This window comes from Nocardia caishijiensis NBRC 108228 (genome assembly GCF_001612825.1).
Lineage (GTDB): Bacteria > Actinomycetota > Actinomycetes > Mycobacteriales > Mycobacteriaceae > Nocardia > Nocardia caishijiensis.
The window spans coordinates 114,548-133,746 of the sequence record NZ_BDBE01000031.1; the positions used below are offsets into that span (position 1 = coordinate 114,548).

24 protein-coding genes are annotated in these 19,199 nt (G+C 67.6%); 9 read left to right on the top strand and 15 right to left on the bottom strand.

The genetic code is table 11. From position 1 onward, the window contains the following. Nucleotides 1–111: 111 nt before the first annotated feature. Genes NC7_RS16425 through NC7_RS16440 form a run of 4 tightly spaced genes read left to right on the top strand, consistent with a single transcriptional unit; the run spans nt 112 to nt 2,777 of the window. Nucleotides 112–756: a TetR/AcrR family transcriptional regulator gene (locus tag NC7_RS16425; protein WP_067983999.1), complete on the top strand. Its 645-nt coding sequence runs from the start codon at nt 112–114 to the stop codon at nt 754–756. 36 nt (nt 757–792) lie between these two features. Continuing rightward, a complete protein-coding gene (locus tag NC7_RS16430) occupies nt 793–1,011 on the top strand; it encodes a three-helix bundle dimerization domain-containing protein (protein ID WP_067984000.1) in 219 nt (72 codons plus the stop codon). 57 nt (nt 1,012–1,068) lie between these two features. After that, nucleotides 1,069–2,154: an S-(hydroxymethyl)mycothiol dehydrogenase gene (locus NC7_RS16435; protein WP_067984002.1), complete on the top strand. Its 1,086-nt coding sequence runs from the start codon at nt 1,069–1,071 to the stop codon at nt 2,152–2,154. Continuing rightward, nucleotides 2,151–2,777 carry an MBL fold metallo-hydrolase gene (locus tag NC7_RS16440; RefSeq protein WP_067984110.1) on the top strand — a complete coding sequence of 209 codons (627 nt, stop codon included), beginning with the start codon at nt 2,151–2,153 and terminating at the stop codon, nt 2,775–2,777. Before NC7_RS16435 ends, NC7_RS16440 begins: the two co-directional genes overlap by 4 nt. A gap of 15 nt (nt 2,778–2,792) precedes the next feature. Here NC7_RS16440 and NC7_RS16445 read toward each other — a convergent pair whose 3' ends face one another. Beyond that, the gene (locus NC7_RS16445) at nt 2,793–3,182 is read right to left on the bottom strand and encodes a DUF6223 family protein (RefSeq protein WP_067984111.1); all 390 of its coding nucleotides are present in this window, start codon (nt 3,180–3,182) and stop codon (nt 2,793–2,795) included. Nucleotides 3,183–3,391: 209 nt separating this feature from the next. Between NC7_RS16445 and NC7_RS16450 the strand changes: the two genes are divergently transcribed. Next, the gene (locus NC7_RS16450; RefSeq protein WP_067984004.1) at nt 3,392–4,480 is read left to right on the top strand and encodes a sensor histidine kinase; all 1,089 of its coding nucleotides are present in this window, start codon (nt 3,392–3,394) and stop codon (nt 4,478–4,480) included. Between the two features lie 130 nt (nt 4,481–4,610). Next, on the top strand, nt 4,611–4,832 hold the full coding sequence (locus tag NC7_RS30535) for a response regulator transcription factor (RefSeq protein ID WP_067984006.1): 222 nt from the start codon (nt 4,611–4,613) through the stop codon (nt 4,830–4,832). A gap of 57 nt (nt 4,833–4,889) precedes the next feature. Here the strand turns inward: NC7_RS30535 and NC7_RS16460 are convergent, their stop codons facing one another. From NC7_RS16460 to NC7_RS16475, 4 genes are all read right to left on the bottom strand, one after another. Then, nucleotides 4,890–5,225, bottom strand: coding sequence for a hypothetical protein (locus NC7_RS16460; protein ID WP_067984008.1), 336 nt, complete (start codon nt 5,223–5,225; stop codon nt 4,890–4,892). A 26-nt stretch (nt 5,226–5,251) separates the two neighbouring features. Then, entirely contained in the window at nt 5,252–6,493 is a 1,242-nt protein-coding gene (locus tag NC7_RS16465) for an oxygenase MpaB family protein (RefSeq protein ID WP_067984010.1), read from the bottom strand. A gap of 382 nt (nt 6,494–6,875) precedes the next feature. Continuing rightward, nucleotides 6,876–7,112 carry a hypothetical protein gene (locus NC7_RS16470; protein ID WP_067984011.1) on the bottom strand — a complete coding sequence of 79 codons (237 nt, stop codon included), beginning with the start codon at nt 7,110–7,112 and terminating at the stop codon, nt 6,876–6,878. An 89-nt stretch (nt 7,113–7,201) separates the two neighbouring features. Continuing rightward, nucleotides 7,202–7,867: a sigma factor-like helix-turn-helix DNA-binding protein gene (locus tag NC7_RS16475; protein ID WP_067984014.1), complete on the bottom strand. Its 666-nt coding sequence runs from the start codon at nt 7,865–7,867 to the stop codon at nt 7,202–7,204. A 321-nt stretch (nt 7,868–8,188) separates the two neighbouring features. Between NC7_RS16475 and NC7_RS16480 the strand changes: the two genes are divergently transcribed. Together NC7_RS16480 and NC7_RS16485 are read left to right on the top strand one after the other, a co-directional pair. Then, entirely contained in the window at nt 8,189–10,042 is a 1,854-nt protein-coding gene (locus NC7_RS16480; RefSeq protein WP_067984016.1) for a sensor histidine kinase, read from the top strand. Further along, the gene (locus tag NC7_RS16485) at nt 10,039–10,701 is read left to right on the top strand and encodes a response regulator (protein ID WP_067984018.1); all 663 of its coding nucleotides are present in this window, start codon (nt 10,039–10,041) and stop codon (nt 10,699–10,701) included. The genes NC7_RS16480 and NC7_RS16485 overlap by 4 nt, the downstream gene beginning before the upstream one ends. A gap of 65 nt (nt 10,702–10,766) precedes the next feature. Here the strand turns inward: NC7_RS16485 and NC7_RS16490 are convergent, their stop codons facing one another. The 10 genes from NC7_RS16490 to NC7_RS16535 form a co-directional block, all read right to left on the bottom strand. After that, complete coding sequence (locus NC7_RS16490; protein WP_067984020.1) at nt 10,767–12,044, bottom strand: hypothetical protein; 1,278 nt, start codon at nt 12,042–12,044, stop codon at nt 10,767–10,769. Between the two features lie 97 nt (nt 12,045–12,141). Then, entirely contained in the window at nt 12,142–12,540 is a 399-nt protein-coding gene (locus NC7_RS16495; RefSeq protein ID WP_067984022.1) for a DUF4870 domain-containing protein, read from the bottom strand. Nucleotides 12,541–12,610: 70 nt separating this feature from the next. Then, nucleotides 12,611–12,838, bottom strand: a complete 228-nt coding sequence (locus NC7_RS30420; protein WP_307613598.1) for a hypothetical protein — start codon at nt 12,836–12,838, stop codon at nt 12,611–12,613. 286 nt (nt 12,839–13,124) lie between these two features. Next, nucleotides 13,125–13,352, bottom strand: coding sequence for a hypothetical protein (locus NC7_RS16505; protein ID WP_067984025.1), 228 nt, complete (start codon nt 13,350–13,352; stop codon nt 13,125–13,127). Further along, nucleotides 13,349–14,005: an RNA polymerase sigma factor gene (locus NC7_RS16510; protein ID WP_067984026.1), complete on the bottom strand. Its 657-nt coding sequence runs from the start codon at nt 14,003–14,005 to the stop codon at nt 13,349–13,351. Before NC7_RS16510 ends, NC7_RS16505 begins: the two co-directional genes overlap by 4 nt. Continuing rightward, complete coding sequence (locus tag NC7_RS16515) at nt 14,002–14,235, bottom strand: hypothetical protein (protein WP_067984029.1); 234 nt, start codon at nt 14,233–14,235, stop codon at nt 14,002–14,004. The genes NC7_RS16510 and NC7_RS16515 overlap by 4 nt, the downstream gene beginning before the upstream one ends. Continuing rightward, nucleotides 14,232–15,053 carry a crotonase/enoyl-CoA hydratase family protein gene (locus tag NC7_RS16520; protein ID WP_067984031.1) on the bottom strand — a complete coding sequence of 274 codons (822 nt, stop codon included), beginning with the start codon at nt 15,051–15,053 and terminating at the stop codon, nt 14,232–14,234. Before NC7_RS16520 ends, NC7_RS16515 begins: the two co-directional genes overlap by 4 nt. Nucleotides 15,054–15,211: 158 nt before the next feature. Continuing rightward, nucleotides 15,212–16,231: a crotonase/enoyl-CoA hydratase family protein gene (locus NC7_RS16525; protein ID WP_067984033.1), complete on the bottom strand. Its 1,020-nt coding sequence runs from the start codon at nt 16,229–16,231 to the stop codon at nt 15,212–15,214. 11 nt (nt 16,232–16,242) lie between these two features. Then, nucleotides 16,243–16,473, bottom strand: coding sequence for a hypothetical protein (locus NC7_RS16530; protein WP_067984034.1), 231 nt, complete (start codon nt 16,471–16,473; stop codon nt 16,243–16,245). A gap of 22 nt (nt 16,474–16,495) precedes the next feature. Continuing rightward, on the bottom strand, nt 16,496–18,127 hold the full coding sequence (locus NC7_RS16535) for an acyl-CoA dehydrogenase family protein (protein WP_067984037.1): 1,632 nt from the start codon (nt 18,125–18,127) through the stop codon (nt 16,496–16,498). Nucleotides 18,128–18,263: 136 nt separating this feature from the next. Here NC7_RS16535 and NC7_RS16540 point away from each other — a divergent pair, with 136 nt between their 5' ends. Next, nucleotides 18,264–18,992 carry a PaaX family transcriptional regulator C-terminal domain-containing protein gene (locus NC7_RS16540; RefSeq protein WP_067984039.1) on the top strand — a complete coding sequence of 243 codons (729 nt, stop codon included), beginning with the start codon at nt 18,264–18,266 and terminating at the stop codon, nt 18,990–18,992. Nucleotides 18,993–19,199 lie beyond the last annotated feature (207 nt).

Sequence of the window (19,199 nt, forward strand, 5' to 3'; positions counted from 1 at the left end):
GTCGTTCCCATACCGGGAAGTAACGTAGCCTGTGTCACACGCGATCGCAACGATGTGCTCTCCGCCGCCCGCCGCCCGGCGTCATCACCTGCACCTGACACAATCACTGCTGTGACTGCGCCCGGATTCGACGCCGACGGTCGCCGGTACCGAGGCGCCGCGCCCGGGCAGCGCCAGCGGGAACGCCGGACTCGGCTCATCGAGGCGGCCACCGAGGCGTTCGGCACCGAGGGCTACCGCAACACCACCGTGACGACGATCTGCGCGGCCGCCGGTGTGGGCAAGCGGTATTTCTACGAATCCTTCACCGACAGTGAGGATTTGCTGCTCGAGGTGTACCGCGAGATCGCGGCGCGGATGATCGAGTCGATCCATGCGGGTATCAGCACGGCGGGCGACGAGGTGACCACACAGGTCCGGGTGGCACTGGCCGCGTACTTCGCGCTGATCCACGACGATCCGCGCGTGCCGCGTATCGCGTTCTTCGAGATCCTCGGGGTGAGCCCCGCCGTCGACCGGGCTTACCGCGATGTGCTCGACGCGCTGGTCGACATCTGTCTCGCCCTGTTGACCCCGCACGTCGATCACGAGGCCCACCCGGCGGTGAGCGTGCGCACGGTGCTGCTCGGACTGGTCGGCGCCATCGTCATCATCGCCCAGCAGTGGGTGCTGTCGGACTACCGTCAGCCGATCGACGACGTGGTCGACAGCGCGTGCCTGGTGGTCGGCGCCGTGCTGGAACGCCTGCGCCCCTAGCCTGTTGATCCGCTTGGTTCGGGGTACCCCACGGACATGACAACTCACGAGCGACAGCAACTCGACGAGGTCATCGAACGGTTGACCATCAGGTACCCGACCATTTCCCCCGAAGAGATCACCGACATCGTCCGCGAGACGTACCGGCATTTCAACTCGGCGCAGGTGCGCGACTTCGTGCCCCTGCTCGTCGAGCACCAGGTGAAGGACGAGCTCGGTACGCCGACCGGGGACATTCCGCCGATCCCCGAGTGACTCCGTCGCGGGCCCGGCTAGCGTGGAGGCCACCATGCCAACCATGAGGAGGTCCGCATGCCCGCAACTGTGCGCGGTGTCGTCGCACTCGCGAAGAACGCACCCGTGGAAACCGTCGACATCGTGATCCCCGACCCGGGACCGCACGATGTGGTGGTCCGGGTTCAGGCGTGCGGGGTGTGCCACACCGACCTGCACTACCGCGAGGGCGGGATCAACGACGAGTTCCCGTTCCTGCTCGGGCACGAGGCGGCCGGTGTCGTCGAGTCGGTCGGCGAGGCGGTCACGCATGTGGCCGAGGGCGATTTCGTCGTCCTGAACTGGCGCGCGGTCTGTGGGGAGTGCCGTGCGTGTCGGCGTGGCCGCCCCTGGTACTGCTTCGACACCCACAACGCGAGCGCCCCCATGACACTCACCGACGGCACCCCGCTCACCCCGGCACTGGGTGTCGGCGCCTTCGCCGACAAGACTCTGGTGCACGAAAAGCAGTGCACCCGTGTCGATCCCGACACCGATCCGGCTGTCGCGGGTCTGCTCGGCTGCGGCGTGATGGCAGGCATCGGCGCCGCCGTGAACACCGGTTCGGTGTCGCGCGGCGACAGTGTCGCCGTGATCGGTTGCGGCGGAGTCGGTGACGCAGCCATCGCCGGTGCGCGTCTCGCGGGCGCGGGCACCATCATCGCCATCGATCGCGACGCGCGAAAGCTGGCGTGGGCACAGGAGTTCGGTGCCACCCACACCATCGACGCCACCAGCGGCGATGTGGTCGAACAGATCAAGGATCTGACCGACGGTTTCGGCGCCGACGTGGTGATCGACGCGGTCGGCAGGCCGGAGACCTGGAAACAGGCGTTCTACGGCCGCGACCTCGCGGGCACCGTGGTGCTCGTCGGCGTGCCGACACCGGACATGACCCTCGATATGCCGCTGATCGATCTGTTCTCGCACGGCGGTTCGCTGAAGTCGTCGTGGTACGGCGACTGCCTGCCCGAACGGGACTTCCCGATGCTCATCGATCTGTACCGGCAGGGGCGGTTGCCGCTGGACCGGTTCGTCACCGAACGTATCGGGATCGACGACGTCGAGGCGTCGTTCGCGGCGATGGGCGAAGGCAAGGTGTTGCGTTCGGTGGTGGTGTGGTGAGCGCGCACATCGAAAAGGTCGTCACCTCAGGCACTTTCAGCCTCGACGGCGGTACCTGGGACGTCGACAACAATGTGTGGCTCCTCGGTGACGACGACGAGGTGCTGGTGATCGATGCCGCCCACGATGCCGATGCCATCGCCGCCGCCGTCGGCAATCGCCATGTCACCGCCGTCCTGTGCACGCACGGTCACAACGACCACGTCACGGTCGCTCCCGAGCTGGCTGCCCGCCTGGACGCGCCGATCCTGCTCCATCCCGGCGACGACCCGCTGTGGCGCATGACCCACCCGACCACCGGGTACCGCTCCCTCGACGGCACGGACCGGATCACGGTGGCGGGCACCGACATCGACATCCTGCACACGCCGGGTCACTCCCCCGGCTCGGTGTCCCTGTACGCCCCCGACCTCGCGGCCCTCTTCACCGGGGACACCCTGTTCTCCGGTGGGCCGGGAGCGACCGGGCGATCCTTCTCCGATTTCGACACCATCATCGATTCGATCCGGGACCGTTTGCTCACCCTCCCCGACGACACGGCGGTCAACACCGGCCACGGTGACAGCACGACGATCGGTGCGGAGAAACCGTCGCTCGCGGAGTGGATCGCGCGCGGTCACTGAGTTCGGCGTGCCCGCTCAGCCGACCCGGCGAGCGCGGGCGAGCGAAAGCCCACCGACGACCGCGCTCGCCAGCCCGAACGCGATCGCCACGACACCGCCGCCCAGACCGTTGCCGGTGCCGAGTCCCCCTTCGGCCGTGACGACCACCCAGGCGCCACCGACGACGGCGATCGGGCCCGCGACCAGAGCGAATACCGCTCTGGTCGCGGCCGGTCGGGCCAGCGCCCAGCCACCCGCGAGTACACCGAGCAGGCCGAGGACGGCGGCCGAGAACGAGATGAGTCGCCCGGATGTCATGCCGTAGGTCGCGGCGAGGGCAGTCGCCGCCGACGCGGGAGCGGCCGTGCCGACGGCGATCGGGGCGGTGACAGCGAGTGCGGTCAGGGTGCGAATCGAGGTGGACATGATGTTCTCCTTCGTGTGGACGTGTTCGAGAATGGCCGGAGAGCGGCGTCCGGTCATCGTGCGGCGGTGGACAATTCGTGCTGCCTCGGATGCGGTACCGGCGCGGCGGGGCGGGACCGTTCTTCGCTCGGAGTACCGCGTTCGTGGTAGTCGCCGGGTCACCCCGCGCGACGATGCGGTCGACAGCTGGTCCGGGCTAGGGTGCACGGATGGGCAGGGCACGGGTGGTCGACTGGGTGGTCGCCATCGGCGTGGCGGTGGCACTGCTGGTCACCGGGGTGGGCCGGGCGCACGGCGGCCCCGAATGGCTCGGCTACACCCTGCTCGTCATCGGCGGTCTCGCCTTGGCCGGGCGGCGGCGCGCACCGGTGGCGGTGCTGGTGGTGACCGGGTTGTGCGCCGTGGGGTACCAGGCACTCGGCTTCGACGTACCCGTGGTGGCGTTCCTGTTCGCGGTGTATTTCGCGGTCCGTGCCGGGCACCATCTCGTGACGGTGATCGCGGCGATCGCGCTGATCCTCGCGTTGTCACTGGCCGCCGTGATCACACTGCACGACACCACCGCGGCCCTCGCTCGCGGTCGCGACGCACTCGAACTCGCCTGGTTGATCGCGGCGGGTGCGGCCGGTGAGGCCTTGCGACAGGCCGAGCGCCGCGCCGACGAAGCCGAACGCACACGCGAGGAGACCGCGCGCCGCCGGGCCGACGAGGAACGCCTGCACATCGCCCGGGAACTGCACGACTCGCTCACCCACCAGATCTCGGTGATCAAGGTGCAGTCCGAAGCCGCCGTACACGTGGCGCGCAAACGCGGCGAGGACGTGCCCGCCGCCCTCATCGCCATCCGCGACGCGGGCCGCGAAGCCGCCCGCGACCTGCGCGCGACCCTGGCCGCCCTGCGCGACGACGAGGCACCACGCCCCGGCCTGGCCCACCTCGACGACCTGCTGGAACGTGCCCGCGCGGCCGGAGTTGACACCGCGCTGTCCGTCGAGGGCGACCGCACGGACGTGCCCGCGGCAGTCGGCCGTACCGTGTACCGCATCGTGCAGGAAGCACTCACCAATGCCGCGCGCCACGCCGATGCGACGACCGCGTCGGTCCGCGTCGACTACCGCGCGGACGGTCTCGTCATCGACGTCGAGGACAACGGCCGCGCCACTGCGGCCGCCCCGGCCGGGGTCGGGCTTCTCGGGATGCGTGAGCGGGTCACCGCACTCGGTGGACGGCTGCGCACCGGGCCACGGCCGAACGGAGGTTTCGCCGTACACGCCGAACTACCGCTGGAGCGATCGTGATCCGCGTCCTGCTGGTCGATGACCAGCCCCTGATCCGCAGCGGATTCCGCGCCCTGCTCGACATCGAGGACGATATCGAGGTGGTCGCCGAGGCCGCTGACGGCACGTCACCGAACCACCCACTCCCCCTGTGGGTTCCGGCCTGGACGACCTCACCGCCCGCGAACGCGAAGCCGTCGCGCTGGCGGCGCGTGGCCTGTCCAACGACGACATCGCCACCCGCATGTTCATCAGCCCGCACACCGCCAAGACCCACCTCAACCGGGCCATGACCAAACTCCGGGCCCGCGACCGGGCCCAACTCGTCGTCTTCGCCTACGAATCCGGCCTGGTCACACCCGGCAACCGGTGAACAGCGGCGGGGCCGCCGCCGGTTCGAGACGCATCGATCCGGCGGCAGCGGTCGAATTCAGTTGTTCGGCAACAGTTCCGCATCCGCGACCGTGTAGTGGGTGCGGCCGGGCGAGCAGGGGCTGTAGAGCGAGGACATGGTGGCCAGGTCGCAGATCCCGCTGGTCAGCATCTGGAACGGGGTGATGCCGAGTAGAACGATGAGACCGATCAGATCACCGTTCTGGGCGAGGTAGACGGCCGACTGTCCGGCCGCCGAACCGGCATCGGCCGCGGCGGAACCGGTGTCGGACTCGGCGGCGATCGGTGCCGGTTGGGCGACAGCGGTGGCCGTCGCGGAGAGTACGCCGGTCGCGACGATCGCGGCGGCGGTGAGGCGGAGGGTGGTACGCATAATGCTCCTCGGTCGATTCGGGTGGATCAGCGCGGGGGGACGCTCATGTCGCGGTTCATCGTGGGGATCTCGATGCTGATGGGCAGGCGCAGTTCGGCGAGGTAGGTGAGGGCCGCCTTGCGGAGGAACTCGTCGAGCAACCAGTAGGCGTCGCCCACCGGCGGGACGGCACCGAGCACGCCCTCACGCACCGCGATGAACGGGCCCCAACTGAAGCGCAGCAACGGATCCCAGACGGGCTCACGCGGAATGGCGAGACCGTCGGCGATCTTGTCACCGAGCAGGAACCGGGTGAACGAGCCGAGCACCGGCTTGGTGAGAACGGCCAGGTCGATATTGGCGCCGAGACTGAGCAACCGGTCGGCGAGCTTGGCGCCCTCCGGCGTGGCCTGCAGGATCGGGTCGAGTACTTGCGCCGCTTGGGAATTCGCGGCCGGCCACGACTTCGGGATGTACTCGTCGCGCACGCCGAGCATGTGCGCGGCCACCTGCCAGGAATGCAGGAACGCTTCGGATTCGTGGTGCGGGATCGGCACCTTCCAGTTGGTGAGGTGCTTCATCACCGTGGTCGGCAGGCTGTGCCAGGTGACCATGATGTCGTTCTGGCTGATCGGCACGTCTTCCTCAGCCGACTGCACCCAGTGCGGCGACTGGGGCAGCAGATGCCGAACCGCCGCGTGGACCAGACGGGTCTTCACACAGGTGATGATCATTTCGCCGTCGGCGGCATAGGCGTTGTTGCTGCCGATGTCGTAGCCGAGCTTGGCGGTCTTGGAGATACGGTCCTCGAGGTCGTGCCCACCCTTGGAGTAGTAGACCGAGCGCGCCTCCTTGGGGATGACGGTGCTCATCATCCCGCTGGCGAACCCGTACAGCACCCCGAGATACAGCCCGCGCTTCTTGTTGAACTCGATCGCGGTGTTCAGCTTGCCGTAGTCGGTCCACTGCGGCATCCGCCGCGCGTACTCCATGAAATCCCGGAGCTCCGTGGGCAACCCGTCGGGCAACGGCTGACCGTTGCGTGTCCAGGTGCGCAACAGTTCGTTGACCCGAGGCACCTGCCCGCTGTCGATCAACCGCGCCACCACCGGGTCGGCCTCGGGATCCCACACCGTCAAGGGGTCGACCCCCGACCCCGACCCGGCGACCGATTCCTCGGGCGACCACGACCACGGCTCCGCCCGCGCGCTCGTCGCCAATCCGAACGCTCCCAGCGCCCCGAGGACGCCACCGGCTTTCAGCGCATCGCGCCTGTTGAGTCCATCCATTGCCTCACTCCTCGTCGAGTACGAGCACACCGCGATCCGCAGGCAACGACAGCTTCGAGTCGTCGGCGCGTCGCGGAATGAGTATTAACTTAACAGCGGAAGACGGAGTCGGACGCGCGTTTTCGGAAGCCGTGACGAGGCGCGCGATACGGCCGGAATCGGAGCATCAACACGGAAGATTATCCACCTAGAACGTGTTTCAATCCGATATTTCATCACCATGCCCCCGATCGGCGGCGCTACGGAGGCCGCCCGTGACCCTGCGCCATCGGGTCCGTCGATGTTCAAAACAGCTAGTAACTTCTGAGCGGAGGCGGTACCCGGTCGTGGTCGGAACCGCAGACCCGTCTCTGCGACCATCAACCCCGACGGCGCGTCACGGTCAGGTCTTCAGGTACCACTTCGAGTCGGGCCGGAGAACGCACTCGGGGATCAGCGCGAGACCCGGCTTCCCGTTCTCGTCGTACGGAATCCGGATTCCGGTCTCCAGCGACTTCTCCTCGCACGCGGCTTCGGATTCGAACGGGCCGATATAGACGGGCTCGAATCCACCGATATTTCGGGGACCAGGCGAGCAGAGAACGGCGGTCGCGATGATCGCGGCGACAATTGAATACATGGGAATTTCCTCGGGCTGGAGCATCGATTCACAGAAATTGATGCGCGCAACAACGACATCGGTTCGGAATTCGAGATGTCGAGTTCGGCCTAGGCCGCCGCACGCAATGCCGACCGGGTGAGGTCGCGGAGCAGGGGCATCCCCCGGGAGCTGATTCGCCGCACGGTGCCGTCGGGAATGCCCAGCAGTGCCGCCACCTCGACGATCGTGCGTCGATCGAAACCGTCCTCGGTGACCGTGAAGATCGCCCGGAAGACCGGGTGGTAGCAGTCGGGAAGTCCAGCGACGAGGGCGGCACAGAACTCACGCAGTTCCAGCATCGACATCTCATCGAGGATCGGTCGCGCGGCCAGCCTGCCCGCGAGGTCGAGGTCGTCGACCCGGTGGCCCGCGTCCCGCTTCCGCGCACTCTCCCGGCGCAGCAGCTCCTTCACCTTCCATTGCAGCACATTGGTTTCCACGTATGCCCGCCAGTTGACGACCTGCCGGGCAGGCAGCGGTTTCAGGACCAGGTCCTCGGCCACCCGGGAGGCGATGTCGTCGCTGTGGTGCCGCAGATGACCGGCGAGCGCCCGCCATGCGACACGCTCCGCGTGCTGAGTGATCCGAGGGAGTGTGGTGCCGTACATCCACTCGAACACCTCCGCTTGGCGGCGGACGGGCACGTCGGACAGCGTGCGCCCGTGCCACTGCCCGAACCAGTCGTCGTCCGATCGTTCATTGTCCGGACGGATTTCACGGATGGCTGCGTTCACGATAATTCCCCGCAATTCGGTAGTTCGATATCGATTACGGTATCCACCTCAGCCGGGCGCGCACTATTGCTGAATACACCGACGACAATCTGCGTGTGTGCACGCATTTCCATTTCTCCGTGCACACACGGAGAGCGATGTCCGTATACGCCCCGATTCGTCCGGCCCCACCGGCGAATATTCTGAAGGGGAAACAACCACAACAACACCGGCGCGGCGGCAATGCCACACCCGGGACCGACCGGTCGGATCGGAGACACAGGGTGAGCGTCGACCGATCTTCTTTCTCCTCAACGCATTTCACTGCCGCGCCGTCGCGTTATGCTGAACCAGCAGGAGATCGGGGGGCGGGTGATGGGGCGAGTCGCGATCGTGTCGGCTCTCACCGCCGTGATCACCGCTGTCGGTGTGGCATCGACGGATTGGTCGCCGACCGCGGTGCGCGATCCGGCGCGGGCGCTGTCGCTCGGGCCCATGGAGGCCTTCGTGGCTGACCGTGGCGGCTACCTTCCCGCGTTCACCGTGACCGAACTCGTGGTCTCCGTGCTGACCTCGGTCGCGACGGTCGCCGCGGGCCTGGCCATCTGGCATCTACGACCCCGCTACGCGACCGGCAAGTTCATGATCGCCGCAGGTCTGCTCTCGCTGGCGTGCCTGGTTCGCAGGTCGGACACGCCCGCGCTGTTCACGGCGGGCGTCATCCTCACCAACACCGCTCTGCCCATCGTCATCCACCTCGTGCTCGGCTACCCGTCCGGGCATCTGCGCAAACGCTGGGAGAAGGTGTTCGTCGGGCTGTGCTGGGCGCTGGCGACGGTGGGCGTGGCGATCGAATGGTTGTTCTTCGATCCCCGCCTCGCCGACGCGCGACACGAGTCCACGTCACGGAATCTGCTGTTGATCGACCATCGGCCCGAGCTGGCGAGCGCGTTGCAACTCGGGGTCGGATACACGATGGCCGCCTTCGCCATCGTGCTCACCGGCGCTCTGATCACGCGCTGGATCCGGGGCACGCGCAGCTATCGTTCCGAATTCGCACCGGTGCTCGTCATCAGTCTGATCGGCTTCGTCGTGCTCGCGGTGGTGTTGATCGCGACCACGAAACGCTCCTGGCTACAGGGCGAATGGGTGCTGTCGTTCCGCAATCCCTGTGTCGTGCTGCTGCCGCTCACCGCGGTCGTGATCGTGAGCCGGTACCGGTTCACGCACGCGGCGATCCACACCGCGCTGACCGAACTCGGATCCGCCCCGCTCACCGATGGATTCGTCGAGTCGCTGCGGCGAATCGTGCACGACCCGGACCTGGAGATCCTGACCTACGACGAGCGTGCCGGAACCTATGTCGACGGTCAGGGTGCGCCTCGGGTGGTTGATCCCACGCCACCGGGTCGGGCGGTGACCCTCGTCGACCGGTCCGGCGCTCGGGTGGGTGCCGTGTTGCACGACCGTGCGCTGTTCGTGCAGCGGGAGTTGCGTGGTGCGTTGCGCTTGACCGTCGGCCTGGCACTCGAGCACAAGCGGTTGCAACGCGAGCTGCACGAGCAGTTGCTCGAGGTGCGTGAGTCCCGCGCCCGCATCGTGCACGCGGGCGATGTCCACCGTCAGCGCATCGGTCGCGACCTGCACGACGGTGCCCAGCAACTCCTCGTCACCGCGATCCTGCATCTCGGTCGTGCGCAGCAATCGCACACCGTCGCCGAGCTGCGCGGGCATCTCGACGCCGGAACCGAATCCGCCCGAACAGCTCTGGCCGGTCTGCGTGAGCTCGCCAGAGGTGTGTATCCGGCGACGCTCACCGACTACGGGCTGGTCGCCGCGCTGAATTCACTCGCCGAGCGCAATCCGCTACCCATCGAACTCACCAGCTCGCTGACCGAACGTCCCGGCCCGACAACCGAATTGGCCGCGTACTACATCGCGGCGGAGGCCATCACCAACGCAGGCAAACATGCCGATGCCGAATACGTCCAGATCACCATCGACCGGGACGCGGCGGACCTGGTGCTGGTCGTGCGCGACGACGGCCGAGGGGGCGCCGCCCTGACCAGGGGTGGCGGACTCGACGGCCTGGTCGATCGGGCGGGGGCGATCGGCGGCTGCCTCACCGTCCTGAGTCCGGCGGGTGCCGGGACGACGGTCACCGCGACCCTGCCCTTCACCGAGGTGTCTCCATGACATTGCGTGTCGTTCTCGCCGATGACGAGGTGCTGTTCCGAACCGGGCTGCGCCACCTGCTCGAGCACGAGGGGATGTCGGTCGTCGGCGAGGCGGGCGACGCCGACGCGCTGCTCGCGCTGATCGAGGAGCACGGCCCCGACCTGGCGATCGTCGATATCAGGATGCCGCCGCTGCACCGGACCGAAGGGTTGGCAGCCACGGCCGCGATCAGGGCCCGCTATCCCGGAACCGCGGTGATGCTGTTGTCGGCGCATGTGGAGACCGAGGAAGCGGTGCAACTGCTGGCGGGCGGCGCGCGGGGCATCGGCTATATGCTCAAGGACCGGTGCGGCGACGTCGCCGCCTTCATCGGCGCCCTGCATCAGATCGCCGCGGGCGGGACCGCCATCGAACCGACGCTGGTCACTCTCCTGCTGCAACGTCCGCATCGCGGACATCGAGCCATCGATGAACTGACCCACCGCGAACGCGAAGTGCTGGCCGCGATGGCCGAGGGCAAATCGAACCCGGCGATCGCCCGCGCCCTCGGTTGCACGAAACGCACTGTGGAAAGCCACATCATGCGCATCTTCGACAAACTCGGCCTGGAAATCCACACCGAAGACGACCGCCGCGTACGCGCGGTCCTCGTCTACCTCAAAGAACAGACGAGATGAACCGGCTCCGCGCCGGAAGGCGTCATCGGCACGATCGACGCCGCGACCGCCCCGGCTGCTCGGAGCTATTCGAGTGTCGATGTGCTCGGAGTGATGCGGAATCGGTGGGTGCCGTCGGTGCAGGTGATGCTGTCGGTAGTGGTGACTGTGCACCAGTTGCTGTAAACGAAGATCGTGTCGCCCACGGCGAGGGGTTTCGTTCCAGCTGTGTCGTCGAGGTTGGTGAAGCCGGGGGATCCTTGCGCGGCGAAGTGCGAGCCCGAGGCGGTGAGCTCGATGGCGGTCGCTTTGCGTGGGGCACCGGAGGAACCACTGGGGAGGTCCGGGGCATCGGCGGGCATCCCGTCGGCAGTGGCACCGTTGCAGCCCGCGGTGACATCGAGCGTGGTGCCGGACGGAGCCGCCCTCATCGCGCAGTAGAAGTTCGCCGCCGGGGTGCGGAAGAAGAAGGTGCGGGGCGCGTAGCTCTGTCCGGAGTACTCGTAGTCCTCGGCGTTGACGACATTGCTCAGGATCGGCTCGGTCGAGCCTTTCAGCATGATCTCGTCGGTACCACTCGCTCGCTCACAGGCGGACCGGTAGCCGTTGATTGTGGATTTGCCGAGAGTCGGTGTGGCGCAATACCAGTCGTCCACGGTGGCGTGCTGGGCATTGCCGTCGGTGACGGTCGCGGGGTCACGGTATCTGGTCATCACCGACATCGCGGTTGCGCAGTCGACCTGTCCGCGGTTCACGAGGACGTTGTCCTCGCCGAGTTGTCCGCACAACGTCCCCTGGCCCGGGGTGGTTTCGCTCGGCGACGACGGTCGGCTGGTGGATGTGGGCGGAGCCGGTAGGGACGCGGTCGCCGTGGTGGGGTCGAAGGCGAAGGATCCGCGATCGGTGGTGCACACGAGCGTCACGCCGAGGGTGCAGCTGAACTTCCCGATGCTCAGCCGCGAGTCGGCGGGCAGTAGTGGCAGGTCGAAGAAGTCCTGTCCCCCTGATGTACTGGCGACGATCCGAGCACCCTGTTCGTCGATGAGAATGGAGTCAGGCGCCACCGGCTTGCCCGATTCCGGGTCCTCGACGAGTGGTTCGGAGTCCCGGAAGCTCAGGTAGCAGTGAATGTTCGGGTGGGTACCTTCGGTGACCAGCATGCACCTCGCGCCGAAATCGGTGGCGAACGCATAGCCACCGTTCGACAAACGGTAGTCCGCGGGATTCACCTCGCGCAGTGTCGGCGGTTCCGCTTCGGCGGGCGTCTTCCGATCGTCCGCGCCGATTCGACAGCCGGTGAGGATCGCGGTCGAGACGATGGTCAGCGCGCACACCGACAGCGCGATGGTCCGATGGTGGCTCATAGCCGTACAGATGCCGTCGAGTGCGGTCCCGGTTCGCTCGCGGAAGGCAACGGCCCGAGGGGATTCGGGTCGTTGCCTTCCGGGGTCGGGTGTGTGGTTACTTGATCGAAGCGGCCAACTGGTCGGCATAGGGGGCGATGAGCTTTCCGACGATGGGGAGTTCGGCGCGGGCACCGGCCTTGTTGTTCGCCTGGACCATCGCCATGATCCAGACGACGATCGTGAAGAGTCCGAGCGCGAGCCCGGCGAGACTGACGATGATCCCCAGGGCTCCCAGGAGCGAGCCGAGGATGCTCAGTACGATGTTGAGCACCGAGACCGCTCCGAAGAAGATCACCGATTGCGCGGCATGGAATTTCACGTCGGGGTCGTGCTTTCCCACGAAGAGGAAGACGATGCCGGTCACCCAGCCCAGCGCGTAGGACAGGATCGCACCGGTCTTCTTGTCGACGCCGGTGGACTGGGGGCGGTTCGGGGGCAAGTGAGAAGATGTCATGCGTTCAGTAGACGTGGACCGTGCCGCCTACCGATCCCAACTTTCCGAAATAATCCCAGGTCGCGGCGGTTCAGGAGCGGGCGGGCAGACCGTTCGGGTAGGCCCAGGCGAGGCGGGTGGGGACCAGGGCCGCCGCCAGCAGACCGAAGTCACGCAGGGCGATGTCGCCGTAGCCGCCGACCATCAGCAGGTCGACGATGATCGCGGCGAGCCAGATCGCGACCAACGGGGCACCGAATCGGGGCAGCACCAGAACCGCTATGCCCGCGACGATTTCGATCACGCCGACGATCTGCATGGCGGTGTTCGCGTCGCCGGGGGCGAGGGTGTCGAAGGCTTCGGCGAGGTAGCGGGTCCAGTCGGCGGTGAGCAGGGTGGTGAACTTGTCGGACCGAACAGGATCGGCAGGATTCCGAAACCGAGCCGCAGGGCCCAGAAAGCCTGGTAGCCGGGATCTTTGACGGAAACAGCGTGAGCGGTCGGGGCGGTCATGGTGTTCTCCTCGCAGTGGGCGCGGTCGCGCGACGGCCGCGCGGAATGTGGTTCGCAGTGTTTGTGGCGGCGGGCGCGTCGTGTCTTACCGCTCAGGACCCGTTCAGATCCTGGGCGAGCAGTTCGCGCAGGGTGCGCTCCTCCTCGGCGCACGCGCCGCAACCGGCCAGATGGATGCGCATGGCGGGGTCGTCGTAGCCGGGGTCGGCCAGACGACGCTCGACGTAGATGTCGATGCGGTCGAAGCACTCGTCACACGACAGGTACGGGCTGGTGTCGGCCAGCAGGGCGTCGAGCATCGTGGGGGTCGGATCGGTCATGGGGCGCTCCGATCGGGACGGTTGTCGAGATGCCCGCTCGCGACCAGGGCGGCGCGCAGCTTGCGGCGGGCGTCGTGGAGTGTCTTGTAGAGGGCGTTGCGGGTGCTGCCGAGCCGTTCGGCCAGCACGTCGATGGGCACCTGTTCCACCACCAGCGACAGCAGGATGCGGCGTTGATGCGGGGTGAGTTCGCGGGAGATGGCCGCTTCGAGCGCGCGGGCGAGGTCGGCGGCACCCGCGAGGGCGTCCGGGGTCTGCGCGGGGTCGATGTGCCAGGTGAGGGCATCCGGCAGCAGGATCTCGCGGTGCCGCCACGCCTGCCTGCGCACGGCGACGCCCGCGATGTTCACCCCGAATTTGTACGCCCAGGTGGTGAACCGGCTGCGCCCTTCGAACGTCGAAAGTCGGTGCAGCACAGCGACCACGGCGTCGTCGGCGCATTGCTGGGCCAGGTCTTCGAGTTCGGCGGTGCCCGCGCCGGGCAGCAGGTCACGCAGCCGCCAGATCTGATGGCGGGTGGCGCGCAGCAGCACCTCGCGCAGGCGCCGCACCGCCTGCCGACCGGCGGGGCCGTCGTCGACCAGGTCGGTGAGCCACTCCTGATCGGCGGCCGGTCGCGCGACCCCCGAGGTGGTTGGTGGGAGCGTGCTCATCGCGGTTGCTCCGGCAGCGGAGCCAGGATCCGCACCGCCAGCTCCGGCGCGCAGCCCTGATCGACGAGCTGCGACAACGCATGCACATCGACCTCGGGATCGGACGTCACCGTCTCAGCCAACCACGGCGGAAATCCCGATGCCACCAACCACCGGCTGCGCCATTTCCGAACCTCCCCGGGCACGGAGTCGAGCGCGGACACCGCGGCCCACGTCAGTTGAACAGTCATGTCCTCTTGGTGTCGCGCCCGGCCGAATTCTTACCTCTTTCTCCATGGTCGCCGAACGCGCCATGCCTGCCCGCGCCGTCGGCGAAGCGGATCGCACCGGCGAGGGTACCCTGGGATATCGAGATGGCGCCGTGCTCGAATTCATTGGCCAGCGCCGCGGTTTCGGTCAGGCCGTCCTGTTCCAGCAAGGACAGCCGGTCCTGGCGCAAGCAGGTCTGCGGGAAGGAAGCCAGTTCGCGGGCGAGTGCTTGTGCGGCGGCGGTCGCCTGCCCGCTCGGCACGACGCGGTTGACCAGCCCCATCCGCAAGGCCTCGTCGGCCCCAACCGGTCTCCCGGTAAGGATCAGGTCCATGGCATGACTGGTCCCGATCAACCGGGGCAGGCGCACGGTGCCACCGTCGATCAGCGGCACGCCCCAGCGGCGGCAGAAGACGCCGAATACCGCGTCCTCGTCGGCAACCCGCAGGTCGGCCCAGATGGCCAGTTCGAGACCACCGGCCACGGCGTAACCGCTGACGGCGGCGATCACCGGCTTGGACAGCCGCAACCGCGAGACGCCCATCGGGGCGTCACCGTCCGGCTGGAAACGATTCGGGTCGCCCGCCGCCACGGCCTTGAGATCGGCTCCGGCGCAGAAGGTTCCGCCTGCACCGCGGAAGACGGCCACCGCTGTGTCGGGATCGGCGTCGAAGGCGCGAAAGGCGTCGGCCAGCGCTTCGGCCGTCGCGCGATCCACGGCGTTGCGGGCGTGCGGCCGGTTGATGCTGATGGTGGTCACTGGACCGTCGTGTTCGACGGTCACGAGATGCTCGGTCACAGGTGAGGCCCTCCTCGGTCACAGGGACCAGGCGATGAGTTCTTCCATGATTTCGTTGGTGCCGCCGCATATTCGAATTTTCGGGCGGTTTCGCGCGAGGCGAGCTATTCGGGATCGGCAGCCCACAAGAGTGCGAACGGGGCCACCCAAGGTAGGCATCACCACTCGAACTGGGCGCGCTTGTGGTCGCCGTAGGGCTCGTCGCGCTCGCGGACCGCCTCCCGGAAACCGACAGTGGCCGAACGAGTCTGGAATGCGTAGCCCTCCCTGGTGTGCCGGGAGATGCCGTCGAAGACGGTACTGATCATGGCCGAGTTGGCGACGCCCTGGGTGTTGAGCGCGGAATTGAGCGCGAGCTTGGCCATTATCAGCTGGTTGACCGGCATCCGCGCGATGCGCTCCACCAGCGCCTCGGTGCGCTCGTCGAGTTCCTCGGCGGGGCACGATTCCACCGCCAGACCCCAGTCGGCGGCCTGCTTGCCGCTGATGCAGTCGCCGGTGAACAGCAGCCGCTTGGCCCGCTGATCGCCGAGCCGGTGCGCCCACAGGCCCGCGGCCGGAATGCCCCAGACCCGGGTGGGCGGATAGCCGATCTTGGTGTCGTCGGCGCAGATGATCTGGTCGGCGTGCAGCGCGATGTCGGTGCCGCCCGCGATCGCGAAGCCGTGCAGCTTCGCCACCGTCGGCTTGTTGGCGTGCATCAGGCTGGCGAAACCCTTGGTGAACCTGCTCATCATGGCGTAATCGATCATCGGGTCCCACACGCCCTGGGGGTTGTGGTTGATCGCGTTGACCACCGGATCCAGCACCGTCCCGGTGACCTCATCGGGCCCGTCCTCGCCCGCGAAGCTCTGCTCGGCGAACATGTCCAGGTCGTAGCCACCGCAGAATCCCTTGCCGCGCCCGGACACCACGATCACGTGCACGCGCGGGTCCAGGTCGGCCCGCTCCACCGCGTGCGCCAGATCTCGCGGGGTGTGCGGGGTGATCGCGTTGCCCTTGTCCGGGCGGTTGAACGTGATCCTGGCGATCCGGCCGTCGCGTTCATAGGTGAGCGTGGAGTACTCGCGCTCGAAGTCCGGATCGGGGCGGTGCCGCCACGGCGAGTCCGGACCTTCCGTCCAGCTCTCGTACCAGGCCGCTGCTCGTCCGCCGGATTCGGGCTCGGGGTGGGACACAGTGTGCTCCTTCAGGATCGACGGATAGAGATCAGCTGGCAGGTCGGGCGCAGGTTCATGGACCTGTTCACCGCGAAACCGCGTGGGCGGCCCGTCGGTGCAACCTGGAATTCCGTTGCGTCCCAGTCGATGTCGTGATATGGGCTGAAGCCGCGTTCGACCGAGGCTTCGGCCAGCGCGTGCAGCATCTCGGCGTAGTCGACGGCTTCACCGGCGGCATCGCGTTCGGGTGTGATCGTCATTGATCGCGCTCCTTGTCCGGGCTCAGGCGAGCTTCGGTGTGGATCGTTCGAGAATCGCCGCGGTGTCGATGCCGAGCGGGAGAGTGCCGAAGACGTCGCCGCGGTCACCCGCGAGCCGGGTCCGCAGGTACCCGTCGGCGACGGCCGGGTGTCCGTAGCGGACCAGCAGCGCCCCCTGCAGCACCTGCGCCATCTGCCCGACGACCCGGCGAGCTCGGTACTGCATGGTCTCGAAGTCGCCGAATTCCCCCTCCAGCCGAGCGATCGCGGCGTCGAGCTCGGCCGAGGAGCCTACCGTCGACTTGACCTCGTCCAAGAAGACGCCGAGGGTCTCGGGCTGCTTGGCCATGGCGCGCAGGGTGTCCAGAGCCGCGACATTGCCCGACCCCTCCCACACCGACATCAGCGGCGCCTCCCGGTACAGCCGCGGCATTCGCGACTCCTCGACATATCCGTTGCCGCCCAGGCATTCCAGCGCCTCCGCGGCGTGGATCGGGCCCCGCTTGCAGACGTGGTACTTGGTCACCGCCAGCGAGATCCGGCGCAGCGTCGAGGCCTGCTCGTCCCCAGCCACCGCGCGGTCGGTGAGCTCGGCCAGCCACAGTCCCGCCAGTGTCGCGGCCTCGGCCTCCACGGCCAGATCGGTGAGCACGTTGCGCATCAACGGCTGGTCGATGAGGGTCGCGCCGAAGGCGCTGCGGTGCGCGGCGTGATGGGCCGCGTTGGTGACCCCGACGCGCATGCCCGCGGCACTGCCGAGAATGCAGTCGAGGCGGGTGAGGTTCACCATCTCGACGATGGTCGGCACGCCCCGGCCCTCGGCGCCGACCAGCCAGCCGACGGTGTCGTCGTATTCGACCTCGCTGCTGGCGTTGGAGTGGTTGCCCAGCTTGTCCTTCAGCCGCTGCAGCCGGAACGGGTTGCGGGTGCCGTCGGGCAGCACCCGGGGCACGAAGAAGCAGGACAGTCCGCCTGCCGCCTGCGCGAGCACCAGGAAGAAGTCCGACATCGGCGCCGAGGTGAACCACTTGTGGCCGGTGATCCGGTACGAGCCGTCGGGTTGGGGCGCGGCCGTGGTGGTGTTGGCGCGGACGTCGGAGCCACCCTGCTTCTCGGTCATCGACATTCCTGCCGTGAGGCCGAGCTTGGTCGCGGGCACCCGCAATTCGGGGGCGTAGACCGCACTGGTGAGCAGCGGCTCGTACCGCGCGGCGAGTTCGGGATTCGCCCGCAGCGCGGGCACCACCGCGTAGGTCATCGACATCGGGCACCCGTGGCCCGCGTCCACCTGCGCCCAGATGCTCATCTTGGCGGCCCGAACGAGGTGCGGCGCCGGGCGGTCGTCGGCCCACGGCGCGGCGTGCAGGCCGAAGCCGATGGCCTTGGTCATCAGCTGGTGGTAGCTGGGGTCGTAGACGACCTCGTCGACCCGATGACCGTAGCGATCATGGGTCTTCAGCACCGGCGGATGCGCCTCGGCGAGGTCACCCCACTCCTGCGCCTGCGCACTGCCCGCCAGCCTGCCGACCTCGTGCAACTCGTCGAGCGCGTGACCGGCATCGGCGCGGTGCAGCGCTTCCAGCACCACCGGGTACTCGGCCGGGTCGTAGTCGACCAGCGGCGGTACCTGATTCGTCACCTCGTGGGTTGCCATGCTGATCCTTCCGGCAGTCCGTGTCGTGGCTCACTCTCGACCGATATTGCAAGTTTGCATCGCATGACGAAATTTTGCAATGCCTGCTCGACGATCCTTGCTCGGACGCGCACCGCCCACTGGCTACCATCGACCGATGGTGCGGAACTCGCTGCCGCTGCGCAGGCTCACGGCGCGATCGGCGATCCTGAGCGTCCTGCTCGGCGCACACCCGGCACAGGCGTCGGCAGCGACGATCGTGCACATGGCAACCGAACTCGGCCTGCAGGAGTCGACGGTGCGCGCGGCCCTGACCCGCATGGTGTCGGCGGGCGACCTCGAACGTGACGACGCGACCTACCGACTCACCCCCCGACTGCTGAACCGCCAGAAACTGCAGGACCTCGCCCTCGACCCCATCCTGCGCCCCTACGACGGCGACTGGCGCCTGGCGATCGTCACCACCGGCGCCGAGGCCGCGGCCGACCGCACCCTGCTCCGTGAATCGTTGCAGGCCAACAAGTTCGGCGAGATCCGCGAAGGCGTCTGGGGCCGCCCGGCCAACCTGGGCTCGGCCGAGATCACGGACAGCCACCGCCTGACGTACATGACCGCCCGCCCCGACGACGCCACCGAGTTGGCCACCCGCCTCTTCCACCCCACCGACTGGGCCGACACCGCGACGAAGCTACTGGCCGCCCTCGCCACCGCCGCCACCATGCGCGACCGCCTCGAAGTAGCGGCAGCCGTCGTCCGCCACATCCTCCACGACCCGATCCTCCCCCCGGAGTTCCTACCCACCCCGTGGCCCGGCGCCGACCTACGCCAGGCCTACCGCACCTTCCGCACCGAATTCACCGCTTTCGCCACCGCGCACGTGCCATGAAGCAGACCCGCTGTCGGCGACCGCCCCGAAACGGAGGAACCGGCGTCGACCGCGTGAGAGCACATTGCCGATCCAGCTTCTGACTTGCTCGCGAAAGTCCTGATTCCACCCGCTGGTTGATCGTGGAACCGACGACCGCGCAGCTGTCGACGGGTGCCATCCGACCGTTCATCGCCGATAATTTGACTCATCGATTAAAATTCTGAC

Coding starts and splice junctions, on each gene's coding strand:
- NC7_RS16430 (WP_067984000.1), top strand. CDS start 793: ATGACAACTCACGAGCGACAGCAACTCGACGAGGTCATCGAACGGTTG.
- NC7_RS16435 (WP_067984002.1), top strand. CDS start 1,069: ATGCCCGCAACTGTGCGCGGTGTCGTCGCACTCGCGAAGAACGCACCC.
- NC7_RS16445 (WP_067984111.1), bottom strand. CDS start 3,182: ATGTCCACCTCGATTCGCACCCTGACCGCACTCGCTGTCACCGCCCCG.
- NC7_RS16450 (WP_067984004.1), top strand. CDS start 3,392: ATGGGCAGGGCACGGGTGGTCGACTGGGTGGTCGCCATCGGCGTGGCG.
- NC7_RS16460 (WP_067984008.1), bottom strand. CDS start 5,225: ATGCGTACCACCCTCCGCCTCACCGCCGCCGCGATCGTCGCGACCGGC.
- NC7_RS16465 (WP_067984010.1), bottom strand. CDS start 6,493: ATGGATGGACTCAACAGGCGCGATGCGCTGAAAGCCGGTGGCGTCCTC.
- NC7_RS16470 (WP_067984011.1), bottom strand. CDS start 7,112: ATGTATTCAATTGTCGCCGCGATCATCGCGACCGCCGTTCTCTGCTCG.
- NC7_RS16480 (WP_067984016.1), top strand. CDS start 8,189: ATGCTGAACCAGCAGGAGATCGGGGGGCGGGTGATGGGGCGAGTCGCG.
- NC7_RS16485 (WP_067984018.1), top strand. CDS start 10,039: ATGACATTGCGTGTCGTTCTCGCCGATGACGAGGTGCTGTTCCGAACC.
- NC7_RS16490 (WP_067984020.1), bottom strand. CDS start 12,044: ATGAGCCACCATCGGACCATCGCGCTGTCGGTGTGCGCGCTGACCATC.
- NC7_RS16495 (WP_067984022.1), bottom strand. CDS start 12,540: ATGACATCTTCTCACTTGCCCCCGAACCGCCCCCAGTCCACCGGCGTC.
- NC7_RS30420 (WP_307613598.1), bottom strand. CDS start 12,838: ATGCAGATCGTCGGCGTGATCGAAATCGTCGCGGGCATAGCGGTTCTG.
- NC7_RS16505 (WP_067984025.1), bottom strand. CDS start 13,352: ATGACCGATCCGACCCCCACGATGCTCGACGCCCTGCTGGCCGACACC.
- NC7_RS16510 (WP_067984026.1), bottom strand. CDS start 14,005: ATGAGCACGCTCCCACCAACCACCTCGGGGGTCGCGCGACCGGCCGCC.
- NC7_RS16515 (WP_067984029.1), bottom strand. CDS start 14,235: ATGACTGTTCAACTGACGTGGGCCGCGGTGTCCGCGCTCGACTCCGTG.
- NC7_RS16530 (WP_067984034.1), bottom strand. CDS start 16,473: ATGACGATCACACCCGAACGCGATGCCGCCGGTGAAGCCGTCGACTAC.
- NC7_RS16535 (WP_067984037.1), bottom strand. CDS start 18,127: ATGGCAACCCACGAGGTGACGAATCAGGTACCGCCGCTGGTCGACTAC.
- NC7_RS16540 (WP_067984039.1), top strand. CDS start 18,264: ATGGTGCGGAACTCGCTGCCGCTGCGCAGGCTCACGGCGCGATCGGCG.